The 16,053-nt window shown below is 58.5% G+C and carries 15 protein-coding genes; 4 read left to right on the forward strand and 11 right to left on the reverse strand.

Annotated elements, in window-relative coordinates; translation table 11 throughout:
• Window positions 1–84 precede the first annotated feature (84 nt).
• From tatC to tatA, 3 genes are read right to left on the reverse strand one after another with little or no spacing between them, the layout of a single operon-like run.
• Window positions 85–906 carry a twin-arginine translocase subunit TatC gene (tatC, locus tag HY36_RS13815; protein ID WP_206741203.1) on the reverse strand — a complete coding sequence of 274 codons (822 nt, stop codon included), beginning with the start codon at window positions 904–906 and terminating at the stop codon, window positions 85–87.
• Window positions 903–1,268, reverse strand: coding sequence for a Sec-independent protein translocase protein TatB (gene tatB / locus HY36_RS13820; RefSeq protein ID WP_035553947.1), 366 nt, complete (start codon window positions 1,266–1,268; stop codon window positions 903–905). Before tatB ends, tatC begins: the two co-directional genes overlap by 4 nt.
• Window positions 1,269–1,292: 24 nt before the next feature.
• Window positions 1,293–1,508, reverse strand: a complete 216-nt coding sequence (gene tatA, locus HY36_RS13825; RefSeq protein WP_035553949.1) for a twin-arginine translocase TatA/TatE family subunit — start codon at window positions 1,506–1,508, stop codon at window positions 1,293–1,295.
• An 80-nt stretch (window positions 1,509–1,588) separates the two neighbouring features.
• On the opposite strand from tatA, the gene xth reads away from it, so the two are divergent.
• The gene (xth, locus tag HY36_RS13830; RefSeq protein WP_035553951.1) at window positions 1,589–2,365 is read left to right on the forward strand and encodes an exodeoxyribonuclease III; all 777 of its coding nucleotides are present in this window, start codon (window positions 1,589–1,591) and stop codon (window positions 2,363–2,365) included.
• Window positions 2,366–2,368: 3 nt separating this feature from the next.
• On the opposite strand, the gene HY36_RS13835 is transcribed toward xth, so the two are convergent.
• From HY36_RS13835 to HY36_RS13845, 3 genes are all read right to left on the reverse strand, one after another.
• Window positions 2,369–4,285 carry a glycoside hydrolase family 9 protein gene (locus tag HY36_RS13835; protein WP_051602809.1) on the reverse strand — a complete coding sequence of 639 codons (1,917 nt, stop codon included), beginning with the start codon at window positions 4,283–4,285 and terminating at the stop codon, window positions 2,369–2,371.
• A gap of 84 nt (window positions 4,286–4,369) precedes the next feature.
• Window positions 4,370–5,146 (reverse strand): hypothetical protein, encoded by a 777-nt coding sequence (locus HY36_RS13840; RefSeq protein ID WP_155841936.1) that lies wholly within the window; start codon window positions 5,144–5,146, stop codon window positions 4,370–4,372.
• 15 nt (window positions 5,147–5,161) lie between these two features.
• On the reverse strand, window positions 5,162–6,748 hold the full coding sequence (locus HY36_RS13845) for an MFS transporter (RefSeq protein WP_035553956.1): 1,587 nt from the start codon (window positions 6,746–6,748) through the stop codon (window positions 5,162–5,164).
• Window positions 6,749–6,909: 161 nt separating this feature from the next.
• On the opposite strand from HY36_RS13845, the gene HY36_RS13850 reads away from it, so the two are divergent.
• Both HY36_RS13850 and HY36_RS13855 read left to right on the forward strand, forming a co-directional pair.
• Window positions 6,910–7,212, forward strand: a complete 303-nt coding sequence (locus HY36_RS13850; RefSeq protein WP_035553958.1) for a hypothetical protein — start codon at window positions 6,910–6,912, stop codon at window positions 7,210–7,212.
• A 57-nt stretch (window positions 7,213–7,269) separates the two neighbouring features.
• Entirely contained in the window at window positions 7,270–9,456 is a 2,187-nt protein-coding gene (locus HY36_RS13855; protein ID WP_035553961.1) for a TonB-dependent receptor, read from the forward strand.
• Window positions 9,457–9,493: 37 nt separating this feature from the next.
• On the opposite strand, the gene HY36_RS13860 is transcribed toward HY36_RS13855, so the two are convergent.
• From HY36_RS13860 to HY36_RS13870, 3 genes are all read right to left on the reverse strand, one after another.
• On the reverse strand, window positions 9,494–10,270 hold the full coding sequence (locus HY36_RS13860) for a PhyR family response regulator anti-anti-sigma factor (protein WP_035553964.1): 777 nt from the start codon (window positions 10,268–10,270) through the stop codon (window positions 9,494–9,496).
• Between the two features lie 400 nt (window positions 10,271–10,670).
• Complete coding sequence (locus HY36_RS13865; RefSeq protein WP_035553967.1) at window positions 10,671–11,765, reverse strand: histidine kinase dimerization/phosphoacceptor domain -containing protein; 1,095 nt, start codon at window positions 11,763–11,765, stop codon at window positions 10,671–10,673.
• Window positions 11,766–11,913: 148 nt separating this feature from the next.
• Window positions 11,914–12,309, reverse strand: a complete 396-nt coding sequence (locus tag HY36_RS13870; RefSeq protein WP_035553969.1) for a hypothetical protein — start codon at window positions 12,307–12,309, stop codon at window positions 11,914–11,916.
• A 552-nt stretch (window positions 12,310–12,861) separates the two neighbouring features.
• Between HY36_RS13870 and HY36_RS17900 the strand changes: the two genes are divergently transcribed.
• Complete coding sequence (locus HY36_RS17900; RefSeq protein WP_162176002.1) at window positions 12,862–13,365, forward strand: response regulator; 504 nt, start codon at window positions 12,862–12,864, stop codon at window positions 13,363–13,365.
• A gap of 157 nt (window positions 13,366–13,522) precedes the next feature.
• Here HY36_RS17900 and HY36_RS13880 read toward each other — a convergent pair whose 3' ends face one another.
• Together HY36_RS13880 and HY36_RS13885 are read right to left on the reverse strand one after the other, a co-directional pair.
• Window positions 13,523–15,055, reverse strand: a complete 1,533-nt coding sequence (locus tag HY36_RS13880) for an acyl-CoA carboxylase subunit beta (RefSeq protein WP_035553971.1) — start codon at window positions 15,053–15,055, stop codon at window positions 13,523–13,525.
• 192 nt (window positions 15,056–15,247) lie between these two features.
• Entirely contained in the window at window positions 15,248–15,961 is a 714-nt protein-coding gene (locus HY36_RS13885) for an ATP12 family chaperone protein (protein ID WP_035553974.1), read from the reverse strand.
• Window positions 15,962–16,053: the final 92 nt, after the last annotated feature.

Raw genomic sequence — 16,053 nt, forward strand, 5'->3', positions numbered from 1 at the left:
TCGTCCTGTCTGGTCAGTCGGGCAATGCTCTAATCCGCACCGCGCCAGCCTGCAACCGTGGGATATGCTTAGCAGCCTGCCTGATTAGGCGGCGTCGGCGTCTGCCTCGGCCTGCTTCTTCTCGATCATCTTCACGCACCAGATCGAAATCTCATACAGGCAATAGACCGGAATGGTCAGCAAGACCTGCGAGATCATGTCTGGCGGGGTGAAGAAGGCTGAAAATGCCAGGATGGCGACAATCGCATATTTCCGTCCCTTGGAGAGGGCGTCAGACGACACAACGCCAATCTTGCCCAGAAGGGTCAGAACAACCGGCAACTGGAACGAAATGCCGAAGGCCAGCATCAGCGCCATGACGAGAGACAGATAATCCGCGACTTTCGGCAACATGGTGATGTTGGCGATGTCGCTGTCTGGAATCTCCATCCCGACCGTGAAACGCGCCAGCATGGGCAACATCAGGAAATAGACGAAAGTGGCCCCCGCTACGAACAAGACAGGCGCGAAGACGAGATAAGGCCAGAACGCCCCCCGCTCATTCTTGTAGAGCCCCGGCGCCACGAATTTGTAGAGCTGCCAGGCCATGAATGGAAACGCCAGAAAGATGCCGCCGAACAAGGCCAGCTTCAGCTTGGCGAAGAAGAATTCCATCGGCGCGGTGTAGACAAATTCCAGCTTCGACCCGCGGATCGATTCCGCCATCAGCGCGAAGGGCGCGAGCAGCAGCTCGAAGATTTCCTGCGCAAAGAAGAAGCAGGCAATTGTGCCGACCATCAGCGCCACAAGAGACTTGATCAGGCGCGAGCGCAGCTCTGTCAGATGCTCCAGCAGGGGCGCGCGGCTTGCTTCGACTTCATCATCAAGGATCTCAGGCTGTTCGTCTTTCGGCGGGACGGTGTTCACGTGGCATCCCCCCCGGTTTTCGGTGCGGTGTCAGGCGCGTCGCTCCCAGCTTCAGGCTCTGGCGCGGAGGTCTTTTCCATAACGGCGGAATTCACATCCGCCTCGAACGCGGCAAGATCGTCCTGCGCCTCTTTCATCGTGTTCTCGCGCTTGAGGTCTTCGATCTCCTTGCGGAGTTCGTCCAGCTCACTCTGGCGGGCAATGTCTTCGAACGCGGCCTGGAATTCCCGCGCCATTGCGCGGCCCTTGCCGACGAACTGGCCGATTCGGCGCATCATCATCGGCAGGTCCTTCGGGCCGACAATGATCAGCGCCGCAAGGCCCAACAGCAAAAGCTCGGAAAACCCGATTCCGGGCAGCATATTAAGCGCCCTCCAGTCGGCAGCTTATGACGAGGCCTTCGTCTCGTCCTTTTTTGGGGTGACGTCGACCATCTCGTCCTTCTCGACGGATTTGGTCTCTTCTTCGTCCTTCAGGCCCTTGCGGAAAGCGCCAATGCCCTTGGCCATATCACCCATGATGGACGAAATCCGGCCCCGACCACCGAACAGGAGAAGCGCGACGACCACAACGATCAGCAATTGAATCCAGCTTGGCGACATGCGTCTCTCCTCGAAGATTTCCCGACATATATACAGCAGCCCACGCTGGAACAATGGCCCGGAGCTGCTAAAGAACAGCCATGCGTATCGCCACATGGAATGTCAACTCGATCAAGGCCCGCCTTCCCACAGTGTTGGAAGTGCTGGACGCCATCAATTGTGATGTCGTCTGCCTTCAGGAAATCAAATGCGAGACGAATGCGTTTCCGTATATGGAGCTGGAGGAGCGGGGCTGGAACTGTGAAGTGCTCGGCCAGAAGAGCTATAATGGCGTTGCCCTGCTCTCGAAGCACGAGATCGAGGACGTCACCAAGGGTCTGCCGACCATCGAGGACGAACAGGCGCGCTATATCGAGGCGCTGATCCTCGCCGACCGCCCGATCCGGGTTGGCGGGCTCTATCTGCCAAACGGCAATCCGGCGCCCGGCCAGAAATACGACTACAAGATGGAATGGATGGACGCGCTTGAACAGCATGCGCGCGCCCTGCTGAAACAGGACGAAGCCTTTGTCCTGTGCGGCGACTACAATTGCATTCCTACGCCGGAAGACTGCTGGGATGAAACCGTCTGGCAGGATGACGCGCTCGCCCTGCCCCAGACGCGGGCCGAATTCCGGAAACTGAAATATCTCGGCCTCGCCGACGCGTTTGAGTTAACCGACAACCGGGCGCATCAATACACGTTTTGGGACTATCAGGGCGGCGCCTTCAAGAAGGATCACGGGATCCGAATCGACCACCTGCTCTGCTCTCCACAGGCTTGCGACAGGCTCCAGTCGGTGGAGATCTATCGCAAGGCCCGGGAACTTGAGAAGCCATCCGACCATGTGCCCGTGATTGGCACGTTTGAAGACTAGGCCTTATTCGGCGCGGTCGATGTCATCGGCCCAGGCCGCAAGCCAGAAGGTCACTGCCTGCCAGTTGATGGCAACTTCGTTCAGGGAGTACGCATCGACATGATCGGCGTAGCAGGTCTGGGCGTGGCACTGATCGAAGATCACGCGCGCAACAGGTCCGGCAGGATCGGTATTGTTCGGACCGCCCGCGACAGCGCCGGGTGGCGGTAGCGGATAACCTTCATACTGAGCTCCGGCCCAATGGCGGTGATGCGGCGCCTTGAAGGCGTTTTCGCCATGACCGGCAACGTATGAGAGGTCGCGGGGATTCCGACCGAGAACGTAGTCCAGCAGGTCCAGAGCGCCATCACGATACCGCGTGTCTCCAGTCAAATCATACGCGGTGCCAAGCATGACGCCGCGATTGCCCAGCAAGCCCATCGAGCCCCACGGCCAGACACCGCGGCTCATCGGGATCTGATAGCCTTCAAACCTGGTCTGCTGGACATATCCGTTTGTGGTGTTCAATAGCGCAGCCTGAGCTTCGGCCCGAATATCCTCGTCCGGTGCAAACCGGGACAGGGTGAGAATTCCATAGCCTGATGTCGCGCTCCAGGAAGGTTGCTGATACTCACTGATCGGCCACTGATCCAGCTCCGACTGGTATCGCTTCAGATCGTCTGCATACTTGGCCGCGCCTGTTGTGGCGTACAGTTCAGCAGCTGCCCAATAGAACTCTTCCCGCACATCCGTGGACCCGTACGGTCCGCTTCCGGGAATGTTGTCGTACGCGTAAACATCCGGCAGGCGTTGAGCTGCCTTGTAGGCGCGCTTTGCTGCGGACAGACATTTGTTCGCATAGGCATCATCGATTCCCTGGAAAACACGGGCGCACTGCGCGCCCACCGCGGCAACATGAAGGGTCGCCGCCGTTGATGGAGGCGCCAGCGCACGCGCACGATTGCTCTCATGTGGCATGACGGGAAAGTCCGGCCAGCTCGTATCGCCGGACTTGTGATGCACCATGCCCGACACATCGGTGAGTTCGGGCTCAGCGGTTTCCCATTGGCCGGACATGTTTCCCCGAAGAATGGGGGCTTCCATACCCGGCTTTGCCTGCATGCTCAGCATATAGTCGATGTTGACCCGTGCCTCATCCAGCAGGTCATTCAGGCCGTTCCCGGATTCCGGAAGATTGGCTGCGCCGTCTTCAAACCCTTTCGTGCCGCGCTCATAGGCGTTCAGCAGCGCCCACACGCTGACACCACCATTCACGACATATTTGCTGTGGTCGCCGGCATCATACCATCCGCCACTGACATCCAGCTTGTAGTCACATCCCGGCCATTTGACGTCATATTTGTCCGTGCCGGAAAAGCAGGTCAGCAATTCTCGTTCATGGCCGGCAGGGCGCGCCCATTGCTGGCCGCCCGCATATTCCGCTTCAATCGGAACAGCGACGCGATTGTGATAGAAATAACGGAGCGTATCGTATTTCAGCTTGTTGAAGACGTTCTCAGAGACATCGAAAGGGTGGCTCTTGCCGACACCTTCGACGTCGAGAACCAGCTGGGTCGCCGGGGTCCTCAGAGCATCTGTGATGACCAGCTGAATGTTGGCATTGGAGCCCTCATGGAAGCCTTGAGGAATTGTCATGCCTTCGGCGGCAACGGCCCCGTTGGGCGCGAGAATTCGCCAGTTCAGCGGTTCGGCAATATCCGTTTCAGCAATACCGACAAAAGTGTAGCCAGGCCGAATGCCGGTCTGGGTGGCTCGCACAGGATTACGCGGCGCATTGAATGCGTTGAGATATTCCTGCTGGCGAGCCGAAATTTGCGCGGCAGCTGCGCTTGCACCATCATCCTGTGGCGCGGTTGCGCACCCTGCCAATAACAGCGCTGAAGCCAATGAGGCGAAAGAAACATTCTTGAGCGAGACCATCGGTTGAGTCCAATTTCTGCATGATTTTGAACTCTACCATGCAATTTCAGGACCACTCAGCGAAGATCCAACCGTCTATTCCCGCTAATTTACCGAACCGTACTCGGCGCCCGCCTCATCGAAATAGGCCCGCCAGAAGGCTTTCACGTCCGCGACGGGCAGGTCATAAATCTGGCGGGGAACGATCCGCGCGACGACCTCAGCCTCATCCAGTCTCGGTTTCAGTTCGGCCAGTTCGCTATCCAGATACGCTTCGTAATCTGCCCCGGCCCGGTAGAAGCTGAACCCGTCAGAGTGCTGCATCAGGTCTGACACCAGAACCACTCTGCGGCCGCGTTCGCCTGGCTGAAAGTCAGCGCGATCTGCAACAGAATAAACAGCTTCGATCAGAGGTGAGCTGGGCTGACGCGTGTCCATGAGGGCCGCTTCCACGCTCTCCAGCAGAGGCGCATAGAACTGCCCCTGCCAAGTCTGCTCTACCATTTTCGGATTCTGGAAGATCGGATTTGCCTCGGACGCGCTCCCCGGCGAGCAGGCATAATGCACCACTTTGGGATCGTAGGGGCTGACCGCATTCGGGATCATGACGGTGAGCCGGCCATATTTCGGCAAGGCACGCGCCTCGGCGTCGACGAATTCATAAACCCAATCCAGATCATTTGGATTGAAGGGGTCCGATTGATCGATCAGGATGATCGTGTGGGCCGGATCATTCCGGTCAACCCGGCAACTGGTCTCCGCCATCAGCGTGGGCGGCTGGTTGAACGCCACCAGGGCGAACAATGCAAAGACAACCCCAAGCATCAGCGCGATCATTCCGCGCCAGAACCATGGGCCTCGGTCACTTCTGCGACGTGGCATCCCTGTCTACTCCTCCTAGGCGCGGCGAGCCTGATCAACGGGGACATGTGTTGCCCCTTTGGCGTCGCGGACCTTGCTGATTTCGTCAGCAACTTTCTTCTCGATGGAAGACAAGCCCTTCTGGACTTGCTGGATGTGCTGTTCAAGCCATTCCCTGGTCTGGTTCAGGGCCTTGATGTTATTGTCGATCGCCGCAATCGCCTTGTTGGCCTGCTCGCGTTCCTTTGAATAATCGAAGGGCGGCAGTTGCGGTGTGACGATTTCGCTAAAGTATTCCGGGCAAGGCGCCTGATCGCCCAGCCGGTCCCGATTGGCATTGCGGGCGCGGCGGTGAGCCTGACGGTATGCCACTTTCAGGCTGCGCTCCTGATCAGCTGCGCGGGCCGCGATGGCGGATGCGTAATCACGGCGCGTTTCCAGCAAATTCATCGCTTTTTCGATCTCGCGTTTCGCCGCAACGTGACGCGATTGCTGAGTCTCGAACCAGAGACGGCAATTCGAGAAATAGTCAGACAGGTCATCGCGAACGCCATTGCGGACCTCCTGACGACGCTCATAGGCGCGGCGTTCTTTCCGCCAGACGCGGCCATACCCCGGATAACGATCGGAGATACGATCATAGCCCTCATATATGGCCAGGCCGAACACGGCGAGCCCCATGAAAAGCAGGCCAAGGGCCAGGAAGCTCTCCAGCGCGAAGATGTTGGGGAACATTGACGAGATGACTTCGCCCGGCGCGATAGAGAACATCGAGAATGAGCCCAGCGTTCCGGCTTCGGTGGCGGCGAGCAGGCCAAGTTCCACGGCGTCCCTGAAATGGGCAACGAAGAAGTTCAGGAAAATGCCGGCGAGAATGAAGATCATCGCAATGGCACCGCCCATGATCTTCGCTGGCAGCGCCGGGTGATTGAGATAACGCAAGCCGAAGAAGCCCGCGATCACGCCAAACACGACGTTCACAGCAGACACACCGAACGCGATCATCAGGCCGCCCATCAGGCCATTTGCCTGAGCGTCCTTGAACAACAGCGCGTTGAAACCGCCTTCAAGGATCATGATGAAAATCAAGATCGCGACGGCCTGCTCGACATTCTTCTTGATGTCCGGCGTCCGGTCGCCGATTCGATCACCGTGGCGCAGCTTGAACTGCTGGAGCTCGATGATCGCGGCCGAATGAGTTTCCTTCGCCTCGTTCACATCATCCAGTTCGTAGTGGCGATATTCGTTTTCTTCCGTCTTGATCGCCTCACGCAATTGGTCGGGATAAATGTCGATGGGCGTGTAGTCAGCAATATAGTTGCGGACAGACGCAGCCGTCGTGGTCAGCCATGTGCCGAGGCCCCGGCGAACGTCTTCTGCGCGTTCAGCAATCTGCTGTTCGCATTCGCTCCACTCATCAGGGGTCGCAGCCTCAGACATGGGCAGGCCATCACGCCCGTCCTTCTTTGCGGTCACCTTGGTGATCTGGCGACTCAACCCGAGATATCCCTGGGCGCGCTTGCCCTTCAGACCATGATCAGAAAGGTCGTTGCGAATCTCCAGCGGCTTCACCTTTGTCTGGCATCCAACGTCTGCGCCCCAGCGCACAGCTTTCTTTGACATGCTACATCCTCTTAACAACACACCGCGTTTCATTAACTTTCGCGAAGATGGGCTGCCTTGGTTACTGAAGCGTGAAAACCGGCGCGGTTAATGCGTATCGTAATGTAATTGGCACAGCTTCATGCTTGCGGCGTTCATTTCGAAAATGTAACAGCGTAACCATGAGCTTTCATCGCCATCGGACCCTCTATCTGGCCCTTCTGGCAGCGCTGTTCGTTTTCGTGCAGGCGCACGCACTCAGCCATGCGGCGGAGCATGGAGATGAACCGCATGACCATTACGGCGCAGCATGCGAACTCAGTGTGATTGCCACAGATCAGATCCTGTTGCCCGCGGCGCCAAGCGAGCCATTCGTCTTGCCGCCTGCGCCCGGCGCGACTGAGCCCTGTATTTCTGCCGCGAACTGGACCCGTCCGCCGGGGCGCGCGCCGCCTCCGCGAAGTCCTCCATCCCTTCAGCAATAGAAACCATTTGTTCCCGCCTTCGGGCGGCACGTCTATTGTCTGAAGGACCCTCCAATCATGAAATTCCCCGTCTCTCGTCGCGTCATCGCGACGTCGCTCCTGTTAAGCGCAAGTCCCTTTGCCTTCGCCCAGGAAGAAGCGCCTGAAACCCTCGATACCATTATCGTCACCGGCGTTGGCCCACAGCGCACATCAGATGAAATGGTCGGCAATGTCACCGCCATCGACCGCGGTGAACTGGTTCAAAAACTCTCCGGCACGCTCGGTGATACGCTGTCCACGGAAGCGGGTGTCTCGACCACCTTCTTCGGTCAGGGGGCCAGCCGCCCGGTCCTGAGGGGGCTTGGCGCGGAACGCGTTCTCGTTCTCGCAAATGGGATCGGCACCATTGATGCCTCCGCCGCGTCGCCGGACCACCAGGTCGCCACCGACGGCATCGACGCCGAAAAGATCGAGATCGTTCGCGGACCAGCTGCTCTGGCCTATGGCGGTCAGGCGATCGGCGGTGTGGTCAATGTGATCGATGGCCTGATCGTTGAAAGCCTGCCCGATGAACCGGTCTCCTTTGACGGCTTTGCCGCCACCAACAGTGCAAATGAAGGCTCGGAGCTGCGCGGCAAGGCGCGCTTCGCGACCGGCCCATTCGTTCTGACACTGTCAGCATCCGCACGCGATTTTGGCGATTATGACATTCCGGGCTTTGCAGAGTCATCTCTGCTGAGAGCAATGGAAGAAGACGAGCACGATGATCATGACGATGAAGATCATGACGACGAGGACCATGATCACGACGAGCACGAGGATGAAGAAATTCGTGACACGATGGAGAATTCCTTCCTCCAGTCCGAAACCTATTCAGCCGGCTTCTCTTGGGTTGGTGATGACGCGTTCCTGGGCTTTGCCATCCGCCAGCAGACGTCCAGCTACGGGTTGCCAGGCCACGAGCATCATCATGAAGAAGAAGAGCACGATGATCATAATGACGAGGATGATCACGACGATGAAGATCATGACGACGAAGATCACGAGCACGAGGAAGAATCCCCGTTCATTGATCTGGAGCAGACCCGTTATGACATTCGCGGTGGCGCCAAGCTGAATGCCGGTCCGCTTACGCACATTGCCGGCAACCTGTCCTATGCGGACTATGAGCATATCGAGTTCGAAGGCGCAGGTGAGCCGGGCACCGTGTTTACCACTGAGGGAACTGAGGGCCGCCTTGAGCTTGGTCATGCATTCGGCGAATTTGTCGGCGCGGCTGGCGTTCAATTCCTGGACAAGGATTTCAGCGCAGACGGCGACGAAGCCTTCCTGACACCAACATCCACCAAGACCTTTGGGGCCTTCCTGTTTGAAACCCTGCAATTTGCAGATCATTCCGTACTGGAAGGTGGTCTCCGCTTCGACAATACCGAGCTCGACAATGACATTCAGGGCGAGCGCAGCTTCGACCTGTTCAGCGCATCAGCGGGCGCGCACAAGCATCTGGAGTCCGGCTGGTGGATCGGCGGCCTGGTCAGCTATACCGAGCGTGCGCCAAACGAAAGCGAGCTGTTCGCAGATGGTCCGCACCTCGCGACCAGTCAGTATGAGGTTGGCAACGCTTCACTGAGCAAGGAGAAAGGCACGAATATCGAAGCCTCGCTCCGCTGGGAGAATGACCGTTTCAGCATCAGCGGGAACATCTTCCATGCTGACTTTGACGGCTTTATCTACCTGACACCCGGCGTGGTTCTGGAGGATGGCGTTGAAGTGGATGAACTGGATGAACTTCCGGTCTTCCTGTTCCAGCAACAGGGCGCGAGCTTCACAGGCGCAGAGATCGAAGCCGAAGCCCGCTTCCCCGAGGGATTGCTGGGCGCAAACTGGGTCACCTCTGCCAGCCTCGACCTGGTCGATGGCGAACTGGATGACGGGGGCAATGTGCCTTACCTGCCGCCGATGACATTCCACGCGGCGCTTGATGGCGATTGGGGCCTCTGGTCCGCCGGGGTCAACGTCACCGCCGCTGCCGATCAGGATGATCCGGGCACCAGAATTCTGCCAACAGACGGATATATCATGACCGGCCTGCGCGGTGCTGTGAATCTGTCAGAGCTTGGCTTTGGCAAGGAAGGCACGCAATTCTTCGTGGAAGGCCGGAATCTGACGGATGAGGAAGTCCGCTATTCCACATCGGTCCTGAAGGATTCGGTGCCGGCACCGGGCCGAAACATTCGCGTCGGAATTCGCGTCGCGTTCTAACCAACAGGCGTGGCCTGACCTGCACGATTCGTGTGGGTCAGGCTGTTGGCTGGCCCAGATAGGCCGAGAGAATCGCCTGATCGACGACTGTCCGAACATGCACAGGTTCAAAGGGTTTCGGGATCAGGTAGGACGGTTCCTCGTCCTGCCCCTGCAACAACATTTCCGGATAGGCGGTTATGAAGATTACTGGGACCGGGTTTTCCATCGCGCCGAGGATGTCTCTTACAGCATCAATTCCAATGGATCCGTCAGCCAAGCGAATGTCTGACAGGATCAACCCGAACTCTGTCTCAGCGGCGAGGTCGACGGCTTCCTTGTGGGTGGTTGCAATCCCCACAACTGAGTGGCCCGCTTCGGTCACGATCTGGGACAATTGATAGGAAATCAGGGATTCGTCTTCGATGATGAGAACGGACGTGCTGACTTCGTTGGCGATCGTGGTTTCCGCCTGTCTCAGCATTTCCTCGACATCGGTATCGTTCACGGTGAGTATCCGAGCCGCTTCCTGAACGGAAAATCCCTCGACGACAGTCAGCAGCAATGCGCGGCGCTGAATGGTCGTCATCGTGCTCAGGATCTTGCCGATGCCACTGTCTGCGGACAGCTTGCTGACGCGCTTGCTGATCGACTTGTCGAGTTCGGCAAACAGGTCGGCCTTGTTGAACTTCAGATCCGGGGCAACGGAGATTCGGAATATGAGCGACTCGATCATGTCTTCGACGGCTTCGTCGCCGTTCGTCTGCTCCCCCATCAATCCGCGCGCATAGCGCCGCAGATAGGGTAGTTCTGAAGAAATCAAGTCAGAGAGCATCCTGCCCGTATCCCCTTTAATTGGCCATCTTTGCTGGCCAACACATTGCAGGCCTCGTAACCCTGATCACCTGTTCTTCAGAAATGCATAATCAAGGGTTAAGAACAATAATACGTGTCAGCAGCGGGCGGGTTGCCCGTGCCAAGCAGCGTGAGTCACAAAATTCCTCAAACCTGCAATAATTACTACAGGACACAACCTCACCAGAAATGCGGGAACAAGTCAGCGCCGCGGGCGCCTACCCCCTAAGGGGCACTCAACCGCTCGCGAGCCCGATGCAGCGCCATCTGTAGTAAATACTACAGTTCAAACCCGTCACCCTGAACGGCAAGCGATTGCCGCTGGCACAAAACGCAGTTCGGAGGGATGGGAACTGCGAAAATATTCAGGAAACCCGGCCTTAGGCTGGCAGGGACACCCTCATCCGGTAACCGGTTTCCGTCGGCCCGTTTTCCAGATGCGCGCCGATTTGCGCCGCTGAGGCCGCCATGATGCGCTTGCCGAGACCGGAGACTGATCCTGGCGCGGGTTCCGGCCGCTTGGCGGCGCCGCCATTGTCTTCGCAGAGGATTTCTAGCCCGCCTTCAACCTGTCCAGAGCCCTTGATCCAAATTTCGCCCGGCTGGCCGTCGCTGAAGGCGTGCTTGATGGAATTGGCGACGAACTCACTCACGATTACGGCGATGGCGCTGGCCGTGGAGGTGGGAATATCGACGGCCCCTGCCTCGCAATGCACGCGAACCCCCGGCGGCGCGGAATCCTCCAGCAATTGGGCGATATGGCCCAGGAAGGCATCGAGGCTCACCGCATTCTCCAGCGGCGAGTCATGCAGCAATTCGTGAAGCGCAGCTGTCGCCTCAATTCGCCGCCCGATCGCATCGAAGGCTTCGGTCATGTCCACGCCCGGCCTAGCGCGGCTCTTGTAGACGCGCACCAGCGAGGCGACCGACTGGAGCGAATTCTTGACCCGATGGTCCATTTCATTGCGCAGGATTTTCTGGTTCTTCAAGGCGAGGCGCAGATCCAGTTCCCGCATCACCTGCCGGGCGAGCGTGAGCAACGTGCTTTTCTGAAAATCGTCCAGCGCGTTCGGCTTGTTGTCGAGCACGCAGAGCGTTCCGATGGGCAGGCCGTTTGGCGCTTTGAGCAACGCGCCCGCATAGAACCTCAACCCGTCTGCCGGGGTGCAGAGTTCATTGTCGGCCGTGCGCGGGTCCAGTTGGGTGTCGTGGATCTCGACGTAATCCTCACTCAGGATGACGTGAGAGCAGATCGAGGTGGCGAGCGGCGTTTCGCGGGCGCCGATGCCGACTTCCGCCTTGAACCATTGGCGCTCCTTATCGATCAGATTCACCACCGAAATCGGCACATTGCAAATTCGCGAGGCCAGCTCGACAACTTCGTCGAATTCCGGCTCGCGCTCTGTGTCCAGGATGTCGTATTTCCGAAGAGTCTCCAGCCGGAGAGCCTGGTTCGGGTGGGCCGCCGCTTCCATAGATATGTGTCCAGTGTCTTTTCGCGCCAGTATAGCGGGAGTTTCAACAAATACACCCATAAGTGGCCCGCGCACTGCCAGTTGCACAGGCGACGCCCGTGAAGGCGCTTGAGCTTGGAATCCGGATTGTCAGGAAATGGCCGCCGCGTCAGGTGTCCGGCAGGGGCAGAGGCACGCCGAGCCTGTCGGCAAAATGGTCATGCGCCGCGCCGCACGGCCCGAAATCGAGCCCGCGCGGTGCGGTGCTCAACCCGACCAGCGGCACATGACGTCTGTGATCATCTTCGCCATCCAGCGCGGCGCACAGGGCGGGCGATGGCTCTGCCCCCGGCAAGGGCGTGCGCCGCCGCCCGGTGAAATCATCTGACAGGGCCAGGACAACCACTTCGCCCCAACCCGCAATGCCCCACAGCATCTGCGCCCCCGGCGGGGCTTCACGCCGGAACCATGCCTGCAAGCGCTGAATGCGCCAAAAGATCAGTGGCCAGACGGGCCACAGATACCACGGCAAGGTCTTCACAGGGGAGAAAAGCGAACACTCCATCGCCTGCCAGTATATGTCAGGCGGCGGAGGGGTTGGATAAGTTTATTTCCCGCGCAATGATCGCGGCAGGATGGGGCGGGTTTGAGGGGGGATAAGCGCCCTGCCCCGATCCCGGCCGTCACGAGAACGGGCTCCCGTCAGGATCAGGTCGCCCTTCGTCGCCCCGTGTCACCATGTGTCGCCCAGTGTCGTCTCATGTCGCCATCTGTGAGCGCTCATGCTGAGCGAAGTCGAAGCATGTGCGCGGGCTATGCAATCCGGGTCCCGGATATTTGCTGCGCAAATTCCGGGATGACAGGATTGGGAGGCTTGTAGGGCAAGTTGGAACAACGACAATTCACGCAATCAGCTAGTGCTCCGATCTTGGCAATGTTGAGCACTCACGCTATCCACTTAAAAAAGCAGCCAAACTCACCCTAAGGTATCATTTCAACTGTGCAGACTTTCTTGTCATTCGCTAGGGATTCTTGGGACTTCATTGCGCTCGGGTTTCGTGATGCGGCGCTGAGTGCCGTTTTTACCTCGACTCTCACTATTCTATTACTTCTGTTGGTGGCGAAAATAACCGGCCGTAGACTGAGCGCTATAGAAGTGGGCGGAATAAATTTCCAATTTGCCGCGAGAGAAACTCGAAATGCTTACAAACAGCGTGGTGAGATTCCGCCTTCTCGAGGAAAAATTTTAAAAACGCTAGAGACGCTGTCAGGCCGCTGGAAAGTTCTTTGGGTTGATGATCACCCTGAGAACAACCGGCACGAGATGGAAGCCTTATCCGCAATAGGCTTCTCATTCCAACTCGCTCGGAGCAACGCTGAAGCGGTTGAGTGCTTGAGAACTACGTTTTTCCATCTCGTAATCTCAGACATTGGACGCGAAAACGGAGAGGATGGAGCCGCTCTGCCCGAACAAGTTCGTGATCTTGCCGTTAACATACCTTTTGTTTTCTACGTGGGACAACGCCACTCAAAGACGACGAAAGAAGGGTTTCCTGTCGTCGTTGATCCACATGAACTTTACGCCACGATTCAAAAGCAAATCGGCATTCGCGGCCCATGAGGTGCGCTCGCACGGAATAGACCTTCGCGAATCTAATGTGTGCAAACAGAACAAAATAATGGCTCCCGGATATTTGCTATGCAAATTCCGGGATGACAGGATTATAGGTTTTGTATGGTGGGTGTCACTTCCCCACCCCACCGAACAATCGTTACCCCTAAAGCGGAATATTGTCGTGCTTTTTCCACGGGTTTTCGAGCTGCTTGTTCTGCAGGCTACGGAGGGCTTTGGCGACGCGGCGGCGGGTTGAGTGCGGCATGATGATGTCGTCGATATAGCCCTTGCGCGCGGCGACGTAGGGGTTTGCGAAATTGTCCTCATACATCTTTGTGTGCTCGGCAATCTTCTCTTCGTCGCCAATATCCTTGCGGAAGATGATCTCGACCGCGCCCTTCGCGCCCATCACGGCGATCTCTGCCGTTGGCCAGGCATAGTTCACATCGCCGCGCAGATGCTTGGAGCTCATCACGTCATATGCGCCGCCATATGCCTTGCGGGTGATGACGGTCACCTTCGGCACGGTCGCCTCGGCATAGGCGAACAGCAGTTTCGCGCCATGCTTGATCAGGCCGCCATATTCCTGCTTCGTGCCCGGCATGAAGCCCGGAACGTCCACAAAGGTGACGACCGGAATGTTGAAACAGTCGCAGAAGCGGACAAAGCGCGACGCCTTGCGGGAGGCGTCAATGTCCAGAACCCCGGCCAGCGTCATCGGCTGGTTGGCGACGAAGCCCACGGTGGAGCCTTCGATGCGGCCAAAGCCGCACAGGATGTTGGCGCCGAATTTCGGGCTGATCTCGAAGAAGTCGCCTTCATCAGCCACTTTCTCGATCAGTTCGCGCATGTCGTAAGGCGAGTTCGGGTTTGGCGGGATCAATGAGTCGAGGCTTTCCTCAACCCGGTCCGCGGAATCATAGACGGTGCGGACGGGCGGGTCTTCACGGTTCGAGCCCGGCAGGAAATCGATCAGGCGGCGCATCTGGACCAGCGCCTCGATGTCATTCTCGAACGCGCCATCCACCACGCCGGACTTCGCCGCATGAACGGAGGCCCCGCCGAGGGATTCGTGGGTGACCTCTTCATTGGTCACGGTTTTCACCACGTCCGGCCCGGTGACGTACATGTAGGACGTGTCCTTCACCATGAAGATGAAGTCTGTCAGCGCCGGCGAATACACATCGCCCCCGGCGCAGGGGCCCATGATGACGGAGATCTGAGGGATGACACCGGAGGAGAGTACGTTCTCCATGAAGATGTCGGCATAGCCAGCCAGCGAATCGACGCCTTCCTGGATGCGCGCGCCGCCCGCATCGAAGATGCCGACCACGGGCGCGCCATTCATGGCGGCAGCCTTCTGAACCTTCACGATCTTGGCAGCGTGCGTCTTCGACAGGGAACCACCGAACACGGTGAAATCCTTGGAGAAAACATAGACGAGGCGGCCATTGATGGTGCCCTGTCCGGTGACGACGCCGTCGCCGGGGATCTTCTGCTCGTCCATGCCGAAATCAGAGCATTGATGCTCAACGAACATGTCCCATTCCTCGAAGCTGCCTTCGTCCAGCAGAACCTCGATCCGCTCGCGGGCGCTCAGCTTGCCCTTGGCGTGCTGCCGCTCAATCCGGGCGGCTCCACCACCCATGCGGGCCTGTTCGCGTTTCTGCTCTAGCGCTTCGATTACATCCTGCATGCGCGCGGACTCCTTGCCAAAAGACTGTCACAAATTTCGTTGGTTTGTTTGATAGTCGCACCACTTTCATTGGCAAGGGCAAATCCGGCGGTATCTTGCCGCGCGTCGCGTCAGCTTCCGCTGCGTCAGGGGCAATCTGTTGCGGGATCGACCGGCCATGCGGGGGAAAGTTGCGGGTTGGCGCGCTGGAGGTCAGCCGAGGCCGACGAGCCAGGTTTCCAGCGCCCTGGCCTCCACCCGGCGCAGCGCGGTGACGGCCTTGGCCTCATCATCTTCGCCCCATTGCTGGGCCTGCCACGCCTCATCGATCCGGGCGACCTCAAAGGCGTCCGTCGCGGTCAGTTCGCCCTCGACCACGGCCATTGCCAGCACGGCCGAGCCGAACAGGCCGCAGCCATAGAGCAGGCCTGTCAGGGCAAAATCATCCAGGCCAAGCGCATAGGTCCGCGCCGCCTCCAGCGAGGCATCGGGCTGGGGCGAGGCGATGATCCCCTCGACCGGCACAAGGATCACGTCCAGCGCCTGGCCAGCCCAGGTCCGCAGCGGCGCCCAATGGGCCTCTTCCAGCTCGGCCAATTCCTCGGAATCCTCCGCGATGTGGCAGACAAGGTCCGTCTCGCAATAGCGCGCCAGTTCATCGGCCATCTCGTAGCGGGTCTCCGGCACGCGGTCGATCGCGACATTGGCAAGGCGCGTCAGATGCATGGCGGCAAGGTCGATATGCTCATCTTGCGCGTTCCACTCGGCCGCGATGGCCTTGGCCAGTTTCTCCGTCGGCAGGCTCAGCGCCGCGCGGGCGGGCGTCTTGATGGAGCGGCCATCGAGTTCCACGGTCCAGCCGCCCGGCATCTGCACGGCCTTGGCGGTTTCATAGAAGCGTTTTGGCTTTGGAGTCTCGTCAGTCATGCGCGCGCATGTACGCGCAAGAGGCCGGGTTTCCAAGAGGCGAAGTGTTCAGGACGCAAGCTCAAACGCCATCAGGCTTTTCCGGAGCGTCT

This window comes from Hyphomonas atlantica corrig. (assembly GCF_000682715.1).
In the GTDB taxonomy this organism is placed as follows: Bacteria; Pseudomonadota; Alphaproteobacteria; order Caulobacterales; family Hyphomonadaceae; genus Hyphomonas; species Hyphomonas atlantica.